Raw genomic sequence first — 15,196 nt, forward strand, 5'->3', positions numbered from 1 at the left:
TGAGCTCCTCGAGGATCTGCTCTGGGTCCGCAGCCAGAGCGCAGGAAGGGGAGGGTCTCCTCTGCCCGTTGCCGCAGGGGCCGTACGTGGGCGTCGCACAAGTCGCGTGCGCGCGCCGGCGAACCGCCTGCTCTCCGGGGGGGCGATGCTCCCCGCACCCACCGCTTCCGTGGCGTTCTCGCCGGTTCGCACGACATCGGTGTCTGCCCGATGTGAGTGCATCGACGCCACATTTCTCTCTGACTGGGCACGCCGCACCTTTCGCGTCTGGTGGGGGCAGGGATCGGTGCACCCGTTGCGTGTGCTGTCGCTGCTCTTTGTGACCATGCTGCTCGCGGGTCTGGCACACATCGGCCTCGAGGTCACCCAGAGCGACCCTCCCCCGACGCCGGCCTCGTCTCAGGCGCTTCAGAGGTCCCTCAGCAGCTACGGCGCCTCTTCGACCGGCAACGTCGTCGCGAAGCCTTGTCGCGATGTCTCATCGCGCGCCCGCGGCGCGCACGCGCCCGAGCGCCGCGGGTGTGATGCCAACGGGCAGAGCCGTGTCCGACTCGGCTCGGCGCGGCGTCGCGTCATCTTCACCGATGTGAGGAAGCCATGATCGAGCGCCTGCGCACGAACCCCTTCCTGCTTCGCGAGCTTGCCCTGCGCGCGGCTGCAGATGACACCCGCAGGCTCTACGCCTACAGCGGCCCCGGTCTCTTCCTGCTCCTGCTCCAGATGCCGGTGCTCTACGGCCTGCTGTTCTCGGCCCTCAGCGGCTCGTTCGAGACGGACATTTTCGGGGCTCCCATGTTCCTGGTCACCGCATGGTTCCTGGTGCTGTACTTCTCCCACGCGGCGGCTCGACTGTGTGCTGGCGCGCTGGCGTCTGAGCGCGAGGGCGGAACGCTCGATGCGCTGCGCCTGCTCCCGCACGCGTCCGGCGATTTGTTCGTGGGGAAGTTCCTCGGAGCGCTCGCACCGCTGGCCTTCGAGGTGCTGCTGGTGGCGCCCGCGCTCTCGCTCTACGCCCTGGTGGGTCCCGTGCCCCTCATTCGCGTCGCGCTCGTGGCCACGCTCTGTGGGGCGCTCGTCGTGGGGGGCGGCGCGATCGGCATGTTCTGGTCGGTGCAGAGCTTGGAGCCAGGGGTCGCGGTCACGCGCGCGTTTGCCACGGTTCTCACGCTTCACGTGGTGCCGTGCGCGCTGGCGGTTGGGCTGCTGAGCATGAGCGCGGGGGGGGAGTCACTGCTCTCGGTTGTGCTGCTGAGTCCGCTGGCGCTGGTGGTGAGGCTGGCTCACGCGGGGAGCAGCACGCTCTCGATGCTCGTCGACGATCTGACGGTGCTCGCACCCGTGCTGTGCCTGGGCGCTTGCGTCACGGTCCTGCTCTTGCAGATCGCGATGCGACGGTTGAGCCGCGGCTGAGCCTCTCCCTCGCGAAGGGTTGCGCTTCCCCGCGTCCAAGACTCCCTGCCCATGCACCAGAGACACATGCAGCACGCACTGACCCTGGCGACCCGAGGCCGCGGTCACGTCTCTCCCAATCCACTGGTCGGAGCCGTGATCGTGCGAGACGGTGAGGTCGTGGGGGAGGGATGGCACGCCGCGCTGGGGGGAGACCACGCGGAGGTGGCCGCGCTGAGGGCCGCGGGTGCGCGGGCCAGAGGGGCAGATCTGTATGTAACGCTCGAGCCTTGCAACCATCATGGGCGCACCCCCCCCTGTACCGATGCCATCGTCGCGGCCGGTGTTCGACGTGTAGCGATGGCGGTGCGCGATCCGAACCCGCGGGTCAGCGGCGGTGGCGCCGACGCCCTCGAGGCCCGCGGCGTGGAGGTGAACGCCGGCCTGCTCGAGGAGGAGGCCCGCGCCCTCAACCAGGTGTTCTTCACATGGGCCCAGGCACGGCGTCCGTTCGTCACGCTCAAGACCGCACTCACCCTCGACGGCCGCATCGCCTGCCACACCGGCCAGAGCCGCTGGATCACGGGGGAGGCCGCGCGCCGCCGCGTGCACGAGGAGCGGGCGGCGCATGACGCCATTCTCGTCGGGGTCGGCACGGTGCTGGCCGACGATCCACGGCTCGACGCGCGACTCGACGTGCCCGCGCGAGATCCGCGGGTTGTCATCCTCGACTCGACCCTGCGCACGCCGCCACAGGCGCGGGCCGTCGCGGGGGCACTCGTCTACTGCCGCGACCCACATCTCCGCGCTTCGCTCGCGGCGGCGGGGGCCACGGTCATCGAGGTTGTCGCAGACGATAACGGGCGCCCCCGCATCGAGGCGGTGCTCGCCGACCTCGCCGAGCGCGGCATCACCAGTGTTCTCGTCGAGGGTGGCGGCAGGGTGCAGCGGGCCTTTCTCGGCGCAGATCGGGTCGATCGCGTCCTCTCGTTCATCGCTCCCGTCATCGTGGGTGGCGCCTCGGCCCCCACCCCGCTGGGGCGATGGGAGCCCGACGATGCGCCCATCCGCGAACCATCGATGCGACCGCTTCGGGGGGTCAGCATTTCCCGCGTCGGGGATGACGTGCTCGTCGAGGGGACGTTGCAGGAGTGCTGGCGCTGACGGCGCTCACGCCTTCGGTGCGCCCGCGGTGCGCTGCACCGTCGCCGAGGCCGGGACGCGGATGCGGAAGGTGGTGCCCTCGCCTTCCTTGCTCTGCACATCGATGGAGCCGTCGTGCTTCTTCACGATCTCACGCACGATGGCCAGCCCCAGGCCTGTCCCCTTCCCGATGTCCTTCGTGGTGAAGAAGGGGTCGAAGATTCGCCCGACAACGCTCGGCGGGATGCCGGGGCCGTTGTCGTTCACCTCGATGACGATCTGCCCGCCTTCGACGTAGGTGCGCGCCGTGATGGTGGGCGTGGGCACGGCGTGTGAGCGGAAGGCGTCGCGGGCATTGGCGAAGAGGTTCGTGAAGACCTGGCCCCACTGGGTCGAGTTGGCGCGTATGGGAGGGATGTCGCCCAGCTCGACCTTCACGGTGATGCCTTCTTCTTGAAGCGATTCGGCGAGCAGTTCCATCGACTCGCGAACGGCCTGGTTGAGCTCCATGGGGGCTCGAACGAAGCGCGAGAACGTCAGCCCCTCCTCGGTCTCGACGGGGCCGCGGCTGAACACCAGCAGCTTCTCGATGATCGATTTGCACTTCTCCACGCCGTCGCGGATGATGCCCAGCCGCCGGCTCGTGTCGGCATCGCGCGCGTTCCGCGAAAGGCTTCCCACCATCGTCAGGACGGCGCCAAGGGGGGTGTTCAGCTCATGGGCCACCCCGGCCGCAAGTCGACCGACGGCGGCCAGCTTGCTCTCCTCCACCATCTCGGCGCGGATGTCATCGAGCTCGCGCCGCGTTCGGCTCAGCTCGCGCATGTGCCCCAGCCGCGCCGCCACAACCGCTGCGGGAACCGCGGCGAGGCGCAGCAGGTCGGCGTCGATGCTGCGACGCTCGCCCAGCCGGATCACCACCGCCCCTCCCCCGTCCTGACGCGGGGAGACCGGTTGCACGACCCATCGCTGCGTTCCGCTGCTCCACTCCTGGAAATCGCCGGTGGTCCAGGCCCTCGAGACGATCTCCGACGGGACCTCTCCCGGGAGGGTGGCCTTGGCGGGAGGGCTTGCGGAGATTCCGCTCCCCTTGGCCACCATGGGTTCTCCATCGTGCGCCACAGGGCGGAACAGCCCGGCCTGGGGGCCGTGCACCCAGAGCGAGCAGTACGGCACCTGCTGGGTCTCGCGAACGCAGCGGCAGAGCGCCTGCGCCTGTGCGTGCGGGCTCGCGTCATCGTCGTCGCTCTCGATGACGTTCCAGAGATGGGCAAGACGGTTCCACCGGGCGTGCTGGTGGGCGTGGCGGAAGTACCACGTCCACGCGGCGGCCAGTGAGAGCGCGGCTGCGACGAGCGCCAACAGGAGCGGGTTTTCGGGCAAGACTCTCCTCCGACCTCGGGCTTTGGAAGGGGCGATGCTGGTTCGCCGGCGACCGCGCAGGTCGTGCGGGAAGCCGCCTGCCGCCTTGGGTCTGAGGAGAGGATTTGAGTTTGACGGCGCGAAAACCTGCGGAATTCGGGGGCGCACGAGATTTACGACGCGTGCCGACCTCGGGGGAGGTACGACCATCGCTACCCAGATTGACTACGGCGGCATTCTCCTCATCGACGACGATCCGCTAATGGTCGAGGCGCTGAGCCTCCTCCTCGGCGACGATGGGTACGATGTGGCCACCGCATCGTCGGGTCTAGAGGCGGTGGGTCGCGCCGCGGAGCGAACCTTCGATCTCGTCATCTCCGACGTGCGCATGGCGGGCATGGATGGGATCCAGACCCTCACCCAGCTGCGGGAGCGCTCACCGTCCACCCGTGCCATCCTCATCACCGGCTACGCCAGCCCTGACACGCCTGTGCTGGCCATCAAGCTCGGTGTTGACGACTATCTGGTCAAGCCGTTCGATGATCGCGAGTTCCTCAAGAGCGTTCGTCGTTCGATGGAGACTGCGCGCACCCAGCGCGAGCATGAGACCATGCTCAAGCAGCAGTGGCGCGACTTCGCGTCGGTGGTTCGCCTGCTGTCTGCGGGCGTGGAGGCCCGCGACCCGTTCTTCGAGGGCCATTCCGCGCGTGTCGCGACCCTCAGCTTGCGCATCGCGCGGGCCCTGAACCTGCCCGTCGAGCGCACCGAGGCGCTCGACCTCGCGGCGCATCTCCACGACATCGGAAACATCGGCACAAAGCTCGACATCTTCCGCAAGACCGAGAAGCTTCTCAACGAAGAGCTCGAGGAGATCCGGGGCACCACCCGCAAGGCCGAAGAGCACCTGCGCAGCCTCAACAGCCTACGCGACGTCTTCCGCATCATCCTGCACCATCACGAGTGGTTCAACGGTGCGGGCGTTCCGTTCCAGCTGAAGGGCGAGCAGATCCCCCTCGAGTCGCGCATCCTCTGCGCGGCCGAGGCCTACGACGCCATGATCAGCCCACGTCCCTATCGCGAGCGGCTTCACTCCGCCGAGGCGCTCCAGATCCTCGACAAGGAGTCGGGCGAACACTTCGACCCGGATGTGGTGACGGTTCTGAAGAAGGTCATCGAGAACCCCGTCGCCAGCGCCGAGGAAGACGAGGCCGCGGAGAAAGCTCCCACGCACGAGCGCCAGGTGGGTCTGGTTCTCTCGCTTGCGCACACCTACCTCGAGAACGGCAACCTCGACATCGCAGCCAAGGGGTTCAACGACTGCCTCGAGCTGCTGGGCGACTCTCGCAGCCCCAACCGAGCCGAGGCGCTCATCGGCCTTGCCCTCATCCATCTCCAGCGCGGCGAGCTCGAGTCGGCACGCGATCAGGCTCGTCGCGCTCTCGAGGCCTCACAGGGACTGGCAGACCTCCTGGTCGGGCGGTCGCTGTGCGCCGAAGGTCTGGTCATGTCGCAGATGCAGCGCTCGAAGGAGGCGGCTGACGCGTTCGAGCAGGCGCGCAAGATCTTCGAAGGATACGAATCGCACGCCAATCTCGGGCGGGTGCTGCTGCTCGAGGCGCTGGCGGCGGGTGGTTTCGGGGCTCCTCGCGCACAATCTCACCGACATCCCGTCGCGTGAGAAATCGCTCTTCGCGCCGCTCTTCGTGCGCGGCTTCGCCGAGAGCTGGGAGCGCTCGAAGGTCGAGCCCTTCCTGGCGCACTTCGGGAGCACGGCCCTGTCGCCGTACATGAGCGCGCTCGACGCGGCCACCCGCGCGCAGCTTCAGGCGGTTCTCACGGCGGCGACGGCGGCGGAGAAGGTCGATGCGGGGCCTCCCCCCATCTCGATCTATGCCTTCGGCAAGTTCCGCATCTTCTGTGGCGGTCGTGAGGTCGGTGACGAGAACTGGAAGACCCGCAAGTCGAAGTACCTCTTTGCCTACCTGGCCTGCCAGGGCGACCGCGACGTGCCCGACGAGAAGCTCATGGAGCTGTTCTGGCCCGATCACGACCCGGACAAGGCACGCCAGAACCTCTACTCAGCGCTCTCGCACATCCGCAAGGCGCTCGAAGGCTACCTGCCGGAGTACGACAAGGTCGTGGTGTCGCACAAGGGGTTCTACCGCATCAATGCCACGGTGCACCACACGGTCGACGTACGTGATTTCGACCACTACTACGACGCCGCGACCCAGGCGTCGCGGGCGGGCAACTCCGACGAGGCGGTAGGGGCGTTCCAGCGCGCCGAAGGGCTCTACCAGGGCGAGTTCCTCGAGGGCTACTACAGCGACTGGGCCTTGAACTACAGAGACGACTACGAGCGCAAGTATCAAGATCTGATCAACCGTCTCATGGTCTACTTCGCGCAGAAGGGTCGCAACCAGGTCGTCGTCGACTACTGTCAGAAGCTGCTCGGTCTCGACTCCTGCGATCAGGAGGCCCATCTCAACCTGATGAAGGCGTATGTGGCCATCGGTAAGCCAGAGCAGGCGGTGCGCCAGTACCAGCAGTGCTGCCAGGTGCTCAAGAACGAGCTCAACCTGTCGCCCTCGCCGGAGATCGCCTCGCTCTACCTCAGCATCAAGGGGTAGCCAGAGGCAGCGGCACGGCGGTGCCCTGCCCCACCCCTCGAGGTCTCAGCGGTTGAGCGTCTCCACGGGCGCGAAATCGTCGGTGAGCACCTGGGCGGTGGGCGTGTAGTCCGGTCTCTCCTGCAGCTTCCTCGCCTGCGCGGGGAGGTCGAAGCTGTACCGATGCGCATTCTGCAGGCCTGTCGCGCGCGCTTGCAGCACGGCACGGGGCAGCGGGGGGCCGCTTCCCGGCTGCGAGACGAGGATGAGGTTGCCGCTGCTCGTCCCGGCAAACGCGTAGTTCGCGCCGAACGACGCGGCATACGTCGTGCGCTCGCTGTCGTAGAGCCGAGGGCCTCGGTGCAGGTTCGAGACCACCACGCCTCCGGGCTTGAGCACGCGCATGAGCTCTTTGAAGAACTCTTTTGTCTTGAGGTGGAAGGGAATGGTCCGGCCCTGGAACGCGTCGAGGAAGACGAGGTCGTACTGGCGCGGTGTGCGCTTCACGAAGACCCTGCCGTCTGACACGTGGGCCGTCATGGCGGCGTCGGTTCGGAACAGGAAGAACTGCCGCGCCGCCTCCACCACGACAGGGTCGATCTCCACCACGTCGATGCGCGCCTGGGGATAGTAGTGGCGCAGCGCCTCCGGGATCACGCCGCCCCCCAGCCCGATGACCAGCACGTCCTGCGGACGCTCATCGAACAGCAGCCCCGCGAACATGAGCGCGGTGTACTCATTCAGCTGCGCCAGGGGCTGGCGCACGTCCATGCGAGACTCCTCGGTGTTGATCCCCTTGCGTGCGAAGCGCAGGATGCGCACCGAGCCGTCTTCCACCACGCTGACGCGACTGTAGGGCGACTCTTTCTCGAAGAGCAGGTGCTCCGCGGCGAGCGCGGGGCCAGTGAGGGCGAGCATGCCGATGATGGCGGCGATGGCCGCGGACGCGCGGGGGCGCAAGGTGAAGGTGAGAAGCCAGAGCGCGACGCCCATGGCGACGAGCGCGTCGCCCGTGACAGTGAAGATGCGCTGGATGCCTGCGTTCGGGATGAGAAAGAAGCTGGTCACCAGGGTGCCGAGCGTGCTGCCCACGGTGGAGACGGCGTAGAGGAACCCGGAGGTCGCCCCCACTGTCTCGAGACGCGTAGCGTAGAGCCGCACACAGTACGGCGAGATCATCCCGAGCACCACGGCGGGCAGGCCGAACAGCGCAATGGAGGCGATGAGCGGCCCGAGGCGCTCGCCCAGGTTCAGATCGAAGATGCGATCGGAGATCAGGTCCTTGACGTGCGCGACGGCCACGACGAGCAGTCCGCCCGTGACGATCATGGCGGCGAGCACGCCCAGCCGGGGGCGAGAGCGCGACAAGCGGCCTCCGAGAAGGTAGCCCACGGAGAGTGCGACCAGGAACGTGGAGATCAGGCTGCCCCATGTGAAGACGTCGCTGCCGAAGTTCGGCGCCAGCACGCGTCCGCCGAGGATCTCCACCGACATCAGCGCCCACCCGCATCCGAACGAGGCGGCGAGGATGGAGGCGGCTTGCACGCCTCCCAGGGCGGGAGCTTCGGTGGACATGGGTTCCATCTGGGGGGCCTCTCCGTCGGGAATAGCAAACAGGCTCTGCGTTGGCAGAGCCTGCATTCCGAGATCAGAGGATGACCTGTAAGTGGGATCCTGTTCCGGCGGGACGTCGAGCGCCCTGCCGGCGACTGCCATCTATCTTGCCCTGACATTGCTGCCAGGATCATTGCGGCGACCGTTATTTGCCTTGCTGGCCTCTGGAGTTTACCATCCGGCCCTTGCGGGCAGGCCCGCTTACCCTGCTTGCGCAGGTATCACGGCGTTGCACCCCGACTTAACGGGTCTACGTTTCTGTGGCACTTTGATTGTCCGCGCCTTGCGGCGGAGGGGCGTTACCCCCCAGAGCGATTCCGTCTCTCGACGGAGCCAGTCCCAACTTTCCTCTCTGCCCGACTGCACGTCTCCTGTGCGGCGGCGTTGTCGGCTCGAGCGGCAGTCCGGACATCCTCAGGTCTGGTTGCCAGATCAACCTACCACAAGCCTCCTTGCGTGTCAACCAATGCGGGGCAATCGAGCGGGTTGCGCACGGCGTCAGACGGCGGCGCCCACAAGCAGGTACAGGAGCACCCCGAGGGTGCTTCCCAGAGCGGCGCCGAGGGTCATGGGGAGTGCGTCTCGCATGTCGTCTTCCTCCGGAGGTCGTGTGGTCTCTCGTTGCTCTGACACACGGCGTGGCGGGGTGTGACATGGCAGTCAGGGAGAAGTGCCGGTCGCGACTCCGGTGCATGCGAGAGGGAACTGACGCGCACGAACAGAAAGGTCTCGCCCCGCATTCGGGCGACAACCAGAGGAAGCCATATCCATGACGAACATCACCACTGAGTCCTTCGAGGGAGCTGCTGCAGACGGTGAAGCGCAGGCGGCCGTCCATGCTGTGCATGTCGGCGCGATGCCGCCCTATCCTGTCTACCTCGAAGAGGGCATCGCATTCCGCTGTGGCGGGCTCTTTGCCGAACACGGCATCCGCCGCGCCGTGCTCATCTCCAACCCGGTCGTCGGCGCGCTCTATGGTGGAGCGGTTCGCAATGCGATGCGCGCGGGGGGGGTTGAGGTCGACAGCGCCGAGGTTCCAGACGGCGAGGCCTACAAGACGGTGGGAACCGTTGAGCGCCTCTGGGAGCGGCTCGCCGATCTGCGCGCCGACAGGGCAACGGCGCTCGTCGCGCTGGGCGGGGGCGTGCTCGGCGACCTGGTCGGGTTTGCGGCCGCCACCTGGTTGCGTGGCGTACCGCTGGTGCACATCCCCACGACGGTGCTCGCCATGGTCGATTCGAGCGTGGGCGGCAAGGTCGGGGTTGATCTGCCGCAGGGGAAGAACCTCGTCGGGGCGTTCTACAATCCTCGCTTCGTGGTGAGCGATCCGTCGCTGTTGCTCAGCCTGCCTCCTCGGGTTCTCGCCGCAGGCATGGCCGAGGTCGTGAAGGCCGCTTGCATCGCCTCTCCTGCGCTGTTCGAGGCCCTCGAGGCCCGTGAGCCAGCCCTGGGCCCTCAGTCGCTCGGGCAGCTCATCGCCACCGCCATCGACATCAAGGCGCGCATCGTCTCTGAAGACCCTTACGAGCGCGGCGTGCGCGCCACCTTGAACCTCGGCCATACGCTGGGGCACGCTCTTGAGGCGGGGCGCGGCTACCATCAGATCCTTCACGGCGAGGCCGTGTCCCAGGGAATGATGGCCGCCATTCGCATCAGCCGGGCCCTCGGCGTCCTCGAAGACGACTACGAAGAGCGCCTTGCCGCCCTGCTCACCCGCATGCACCTCCCCACGCGCATCGCCGATCCGGGCTGGGAGCGCGTCAAGGGAGCGATGGGTGTCGACAAGAAGCGGGTTGATGGCAAGCTGCGCTTCGTTCTGCCGGTTGGCCTCGGGCGGGTCATGGTCCATTCCGACGTTCCGCTCGAGCTGGTGCACGAGGTCTACGAGAGCCTGCTCGAGCAGCACGCATCCGAGCCCGGCTACGACGAAGGATATGACGACGAGGGCGGCGCGGGAGCTTCGCCTGACGACGGCTACGAGCGCGATGAGCCGCTGGCCGATGACGCGCACGACGCGCGAGACGAGCACCACGAAGCGCCTGAAGACGAGATGGTCGACGAAGACCGTTGAGCGAGGCGCGGTCAGAGCCTGCGGACGCCGTGTCGGTGCCTCGCCGCGTCCTGGTGCTTCATGGTCCCAACCTCGACTTGTTGGGGGAGCGTGAGCCCGACGTATATGGCCGACTTCGTCTCGCTGAGGTGAATGCGGCCATCGAGGCGTGGGCAGCCCGAAGCGGGTGGGCCGTGGAGATATTCCAGTCCAATCACGAGGGCGCCCTCATCGACGCGATGCACGCGGCGCGCGGCCGGGTTCGGTTCCAGGTGGTGAACGCGGCCGCCTACACCCATACCAGCGTTGCCCTGCGCGACGCGATCCGTGCGGTCGCCGTGCCCACCATCGAGGTGCATCTCTCGAACATCCATGCGCGTGAGCCTTTTCGACACACGTCTCTTCTCGCGCCGGTCTGCGTGGGCGTGATCTGCGGGCTCGGCCTGCACTCCTACCTTGCGGCCCTGGGCGCAGGCGCGGCACTGTACGGTGGGGAGCAGGGCTGATGCGGCAGCGGGCTTGCGCCGCGGCGCTGGCGATCACGCTCCTGATCGCCGTGGTCACGCGAGCGGGGGCCGTGATCCCCACACTCGAGGTGAACGGTCGCGAGTACTACGGCACCGTCTTCACCGACGGTGGTGAGGTCTACGCCGCCCTCGACGTCGTGGGGCCGCTGCTTCTCGGCGATCAGTTCCACCTCGAAGTCTACGACGTGACCTTTCGACGATGCACGTTCACGTTCGCGCCCACCGGAACGACCAAGGTGCAGCGAATGGAGCTCTTCGGATGCGTCAAGCGAGGCGCCGCGGTCTATGCCCCGCTTCGGCAGCTGATGCGTCAGGTCGGCGGGAGCTTCCTCGAGGCGCCAGACGGGGTTCGCATCGCCTATCCCCCGGTGACGGCCGTGGCGCCCCTTCCTCGCCCGACCGCGACTCCGCGCCCCGTAGCCCTGCCATCGCCTTCCCCCAGCGGAGGCGCGCCAACGCCGCAGCCCTCACCGCTCGAGAAGCCTTCTCCCGAGCCGGCAGCGTCGCCCACACCAGAGGCGCTCACGCGTGAGGTGGCGCTCGCGCAGACCGAGACCGCGAACGCAGAAGCCTTTCGGGGAGCTACGCTCATCCGTCGCATCGAGGTGTACCATCCGGTGCTCCCCGATCCCAGTGACGCCATTCCGCGCACAGACCTTGCGGGGGCCCGCATCCTGCTGCGCCAGCTCGGTGACGGCGACGTCGTCAACGTCCATCTCTGGCATGGGCGTTCCCCTCAGGGAGAGCCTGCGTTCAGTCAGCGCCTCAACCGCTTCGGTGAGCAGCAGAAGGCGGAGCGGGCCTTGTTCGTGCGGCTGCCACTTCCCGTGGAGAGCGGATGGCACACGCTGCGGGTGGAGATGAACGGTCGCGAATACGTCGAGTATCACTTCATGACGTACTGAGCCACGCTTTGGCGAGGCTCTGCCGCTGAAGGCCCGAGGCGTCAGCGGGCGGAGACGGGGCGCAGCAGCACGCCTTGACCCGAGCGCTCGGTCTCGTCGACCTTGCCAGGCTCAGCGAGGGTGATGCCCGTGATGATGCCGCTGTCGTTCACCGCGACGTACACCCCGCGCTTCCAGTAGGCCATGAAGCCCACCTCCTGCTGGTCTGGCTGCCCCCATTCCTGCAGGGCGAGCTTGTAGCTGTCGCCCACGTTGAAGGGAATCCCCACCAGCTTCACGTTGCTCTGCATGACCACGAGCGATTCGACCACGTTGTCCCGGTTTTTCACGGTCTTGACGTGGGCCACAAAGCCAAGGCTCGTGTAGGTGAAACGCACATAGTCATTGGCGGGCTCCTTGCCGCGCACGGGGTCGACATGGTCGGGAGGGCCGACCACGCCGAAGAGGGTTTCCAGATCTTGCCCTGGCTGGATGTTGGCGCGGTTCACCGAGATCCCGGTCTTCTGGAACTGGGGGGCCGACGTCGGGGCGGTCTGCTGACGCTTCGGCGCTCGAGGCTTTCCATATTGTGCCTGCGCGGGAGACATGAGCGCGAGAAGCGCGACGCACACGATGACGTTCCGGGACCAACCTGCAGCCATGTTCAAAGACCTCTCAGCGGGCGGTGGACGTGCCTCTGGCTCGCCCACCCTGTGAATCTTGCGCCGACGCGGCGCGTTGGAGAAGAAGAGTATAGCACATCTCGTCGCGTCGGTCATGGCGCGGCCCGCGTGAAGGGTCAGATGATGATCGTTGGTCTGGGCTTCTGGTCAGAGCCCGGCGTACGTCACGCCAGTGAAGATCCGGAGTGAACGTGCCCCTGGGCGCACAGGCTTCGCCGCGGAACACGGAACAGATCGAGAGGACCTTGTTGCAGCAGGGTTCGTCATCCTCATCAGCGCTGTTGCGCGCGGTCAGATGGTGTGCACTCACCTCGGCGGATTGCGTGGTTGTCCGCCACGGTACCGTGGGGGACAAGCCTCTGTCCACCACGCCACTGTGGGGGACAATGGCGCGGAGCTGGGCCAACGGGGGCGCGCGGGGCCTGTCCACCACGCCACCGTGGGGGACATTGGTGCGGAGCTGCACGAACGGGGGCGCGCGGGGCCTGTCCACCACGCCACCGTGGGGGACACCGCGCGTCTTACCGAAAGACGGCGGCCAGAGTGGCTACAGGTTCCCTCGCGATACGCAGGTCCTGCGGAGCTCGTGCATTGTCACCTGAGCGGCGACCCCGCGACCCTCGTCAATCGGATGTTTCTTTCGAGGACGGGGACGAGGGCGAGGGGACGAGGGCGAAAACGAGGATCTACTCAGGGCGAAGGCCGCTGCGGGCTGTGCGACCCCAGTGAAGTACGATGTGACAGATGCAGGTGTCACGTGACAGCCTGGGCTGTCACATCACCACAATGTGACAACTGCAGGTGTCACGTGACAGCCAGGGCTGTCACATCACCACGATGTGACAACTGCAGGTGTCACGTGACAGCCAGGGCTGTCACATTGACCTGCGGTGCTGCTCTGCGACGCCTCAGATGACTGACGACAACTGCTTCCGCGCGCAAGATTGCACGACGCCACACGACTGCCAGACACAGCACGCCAGATAGCCTGTGCGCCCATCGCGTCGCCACGCAGCTCTCGCCCGATTCGTCCTCAAAACAAACAACACCCTGACAAGAGCCCCGGGGTCGCCACTCACGGCAACACGCGAGAGCTCCGCAGGACCCACCTGCCGAAAAGGCACTTGAAGCCATCTTGGTGCACGGCCTTCGCCTGGGCGAGCCTCGTGCAGCGTGTCTCGAGCTGCACCAGGTCCATCCCGCCACCGTGGGGGACAAGCCCAGGTCCATCCCGCCACCGTGGGGGACAAGCCTCAGTCGACCGCCGAGGCGGTTGGGGAGACCCTTCGCTGCCCTCGGCAGAACAGTCGAGGGCGGCCTCTGGCAGTGGCACCAGGACATGACGCCTCGCGACACGGTCGCCAGACGTCATACCCGCGGCGTTCACGCCGCGAGGCGGGGAAACGCCCCGCCCTGACACGGTCGAGACCTGCCGTCCAGGCTCGCTTGCTGTTGCGCGCGTGCACGCGCATCAAACGCGAATCTCGCCAGGGTTGCAAGTCGCGTGAAGGTCCCACGGCCATCGGCTGGCCCTCCCGCGTGAGCGACCACGGTCTCCCGTGGGGGGGACCTGGGCAGAAGAAGCCGTATACGATCGATCGAGGCCTTCAAGTGATGCAACCTGTCGATTACTGCCATTTCCTCTGCGTGCGCAAGCCCATCGGAATCACGAGCTTTGCCGCGGTGTCGCGTGTGCGGCGCCTGGCGGGAACGCGACGCGTGGGGCACCTGGGCACGCTCGACCCCATGGCCGAGGGCGTTCTGCCCATCGCGCTCGGCCGCGCCACCCGGCTCATCGAGTACGTGAGCGGCGACAAGCGCTACCTGGCAGAGGCGACGCTCGGCGTGATCACCGACACGCTCGATGCCCAGGGAGAGGTGCTCGAGAGACGCGATTCATCGCACATCGACGAAGCGATGGTCAGCGCCGCGCTCGGCGAGCTCGCGGTGCGAACCACACAGATCCCCCCCATGGCGTCGGCGCTCCATCACGACGGCCGGCGTCTCTACGAGATATTTCGTGAGGGGGGCACGGTCGAGGTGCCGCCTCGTCCGGTGCGCGTCGATGCGATCACCCTGGTCTCGATGCGTGCTCCACGGGTCGTGTTCGACGTGTCGTGCGGAGCCGGCACCTACATCCGTTCCCTGGCCCGGGATCTGGGCGAGATCCTCGGCTGCGGCGCCCATCTGAGCGCGCTCTCTCGCTTGCGGCGCGGCCCCTTCAGCCTGGACGATGCGGCCAGCTTCGAGCAGCTCGAGGCGGATGGTCTCACGCCCTGGCTCCTCGAGCCGCATCGGGTTCTCGACGGGCTTCCGTGGGTCTCTGTCTCCGAGGGAGACGCGGGAAGCCTGAGGCAAGGGAAGAGGATCGCCTTTGGAGGGGACGAAGCCATGCTCGTCACGTCTCCCGTCGAGGCGGGGGCTCCCGCGGAAGCGGGGAGCGCCGACGTCACATCAGATGAAGGCAGGGTGGTCGCCGTGTCAGCCCTCCGCGGTGAGCTGGTTGCCGTTGCCCGCCTGGTGGCCGGCGTGCTCTCCCCCATCAAGGTCTTCGGCGCGCAGGGGGGCGGCTCGTCGTGAGCCTGGTCTTCAGCGGTCTGGCTCCCCATCCTCCGCTGCTCGTGCCCGCAATCGGCCTCGACAACCTCGCGCGGGTAGAGGCCTCGCGGCAGGCCCTCTGCGCGCTGTCAGACCGTGTTGTGGCCTCGGCTCCAGATACCGTGGTGATCGTGACGCCCCACGGTCCCGTGCGCCACGATGCGCTCGGTCTGCTCGCGCCCCATGCCATTCGCGCCGAGTTCACGGGCTTCGACTGGAAGGTGGAGATGCGGGGCGACGTGGGGCTTGGTCAGCGCATCGTCTCGGCGGGGCGCGCTTCCGGCTACCCGGTGATGTCGTATCCCTCGTTCGACGCGCACCGCACCATGTTCTCGCG

13 protein-coding genes, 1 other RNA gene and 1 pseudogene are annotated in these 15,196 nt (G+C 67.1%); 11 read left to right on the forward strand and 4 right to left on the reverse strand.

Going from position 1 to position 15,196, the window contains the following annotated elements; all coding sequences use genetic code 11:
- From EB084_07735 to EB084_07750, 4 genes are all read left to right on the forward strand, one after another.
- The coding region (locus EB084_07735) for a hypothetical protein (protein ID NDD28142.1) at positions 1–601 on the forward strand (601 nt) is incomplete at its 5' end.
- Positions 598–1,410: a hypothetical protein gene (locus tag EB084_07740; GenBank protein NDD28143.1), complete on the forward strand. Its 813-nt coding sequence runs from the start codon at positions 598–600 to the stop codon at positions 1,408–1,410. The genes EB084_07735 and EB084_07740, both read left to right, overlap by 4 nt.
- A 51-nt stretch (positions 1,411–1,461) precedes the next feature.
- On the forward strand, positions 1,462–2,553 hold the full coding sequence (ribD, locus tag EB084_07745) for a bifunctional diaminohydroxyphosphoribosylaminopyrimidine deaminase/5-amino-6-(5-phosphoribosylamino)uracil reductase RibD (protein ID NDD28144.1): 1,092 nt from the start codon (positions 1,462–1,464) through the stop codon (positions 2,551–2,553).
- Between the two features lie 114 nt (positions 2,554–2,667).
- On the forward strand, positions 2,668–2,868 hold the full coding sequence (locus tag EB084_07750) for a hypothetical protein (GenBank protein NDD28145.1): 201 nt from the start codon (positions 2,668–2,670) through the stop codon (positions 2,866–2,868).
- 228 nt (positions 2,869–3,096) lie between these two features.
- Here EB084_07750 and EB084_07755 read toward each other — a convergent pair.
- Positions 3,097–4,104: pseudogene (locus tag EB084_07755) on the reverse strand (hypothetical protein).
- Here EB084_07755 and EB084_07760 point away from each other — a divergent pair.
- Positions 3,623–5,572 (forward strand): response regulator, encoded by a 1,950-nt coding sequence (locus EB084_07760; protein ID NDD28146.1) that lies wholly within the window; start codon positions 3,623–3,625, stop codon positions 5,570–5,572. The pseudogene EB084_07755 and the gene EB084_07760 overlap by 482 nt on opposite strands.
- Complete coding sequence (locus tag EB084_07765; GenBank protein NDD28147.1) at positions 5,523–6,524, forward strand: hypothetical protein; 1,002 nt, start codon at positions 5,523–5,525, stop codon at positions 6,522–6,524. The genes EB084_07760 and EB084_07765 overlap by 50 nt, the downstream gene beginning before the upstream one ends.
- 45 nt (positions 6,525–6,569) lie before the next feature.
- On the opposite strand, the gene EB084_07770 is transcribed toward EB084_07765, so the two are convergent.
- Positions 6,570–8,144, reverse strand: coding sequence for a methyltransferase domain-containing protein (locus EB084_07770; GenBank protein NDD28148.1), 1,575 nt, complete (start codon positions 8,142–8,144; stop codon positions 6,570–6,572).
- Between the two features lie 6 nt (positions 8,145–8,150).
- Positions 8,151–8,533: RNase P RNA component class A (gene rnpB, locus EB084_07775), an RNA gene on the reverse strand.
- A 353-nt stretch (positions 8,534–8,886) separates the two neighbouring features.
- Here rnpB and aroB point away from each other — a divergent pair.
- From aroB to EB084_07790, 3 genes are read left to right on the forward strand one after another with little or no spacing between them, the layout of a single operon-like run.
- Positions 8,887–10,188: a 3-dehydroquinate synthase gene (gene aroB / locus EB084_07780; GenBank protein NDD28149.1), complete on the forward strand. Its 1,302-nt coding sequence runs from the start codon at positions 8,887–8,889 to the stop codon at positions 10,186–10,188.
- A 29-nt stretch (positions 10,189–10,217) separates the two neighbouring features.
- The gene (gene aroQ / locus EB084_07785; GenBank protein NDD28150.1) at positions 10,218–10,673 is read left to right on the forward strand and encodes a type II 3-dehydroquinate dehydratase; all 456 of its coding nucleotides are present in this window, start codon (positions 10,218–10,220) and stop codon (positions 10,671–10,673) included.
- Positions 10,673–11,599 carry a hypothetical protein gene (locus EB084_07790; GenBank protein ID NDD28151.1) on the forward strand — a complete coding sequence of 309 codons (927 nt, stop codon included), beginning with the start codon at positions 10,673–10,675 and terminating at the stop codon, positions 11,597–11,599. The genes aroQ and EB084_07790 overlap by 1 nt, the downstream gene beginning before the upstream one ends.
- 41 nt (positions 11,600–11,640) lie before the next feature.
- On the opposite strand, the gene EB084_07795 is transcribed toward EB084_07790, so the two are convergent.
- Positions 11,641–12,240 carry a hypothetical protein gene (locus EB084_07795; GenBank protein ID NDD28152.1) on the reverse strand — a complete coding sequence of 200 codons (600 nt, stop codon included), beginning with the start codon at positions 12,238–12,240 and terminating at the stop codon, positions 11,641–11,643.
- Positions 12,241–13,707: 1,467 nt separating this feature from the next.
- On the opposite strand from EB084_07795, the gene truB reads away from it, so the two are divergent.
- Positions 13,708–14,841 carry a tRNA pseudouridine(55) synthase TruB gene (gene truB / locus EB084_07800; GenBank protein NDD28153.1) on the forward strand — a complete coding sequence of 378 codons (1,134 nt, stop codon included), beginning with the start codon at positions 13,708–13,710 and terminating at the stop codon, positions 14,839–14,841.
- Positions 14,838–15,196: hypothetical protein (locus EB084_07805; GenBank protein NDD28154.1), on the forward strand; the 359-nt coding region annotated here is incomplete at its 3' end. The genes truB and EB084_07805, both read left to right, overlap by 4 nt.

The organism is Pseudomonadota bacterium, assembly GCA_010028905.1.
Classification (GTDB): Bacteria; Vulcanimicrobiota; Xenobia; order RGZZ01; family RGZZ01; genus RGZZ01.

Coding starts and splice junctions, on each gene's coding strand:
- ribD (NDD28144.1), top strand. CDS start 1,462: ATGCACCAGAGACACATGCAGCACGCACTGACCCTGGCGACCCGAGGC.
- EB084_07795 (NDD28152.1), bottom strand. CDS start 12,240: ATGGCTGCAGGTTGGTCCCGGAACGTCATCGTGTGCGTCGCGCTTCTC.
- EB084_07790 (NDD28151.1), top strand. CDS start 10,673: ATGCGGCAGCGGGCTTGCGCCGCGGCGCTGGCGATCACGCTCCTGATC.
- EB084_07770 (NDD28148.1), bottom strand. CDS start 8,144: ATGCAGGCTCTGCCAACGCAGAGCCTGTTTGCTATTCCCGACGGAGAG.
- aroB (NDD28149.1), top strand. CDS start 8,887: ATGACGAACATCACCACTGAGTCCTTCGAGGGAGCTGCTGCAGACGGT.
- EB084_07740 (NDD28143.1), top strand. CDS start 598: ATGATCGAGCGCCTGCGCACGAACCCCTTCCTGCTTCGCGAGCTTGCC.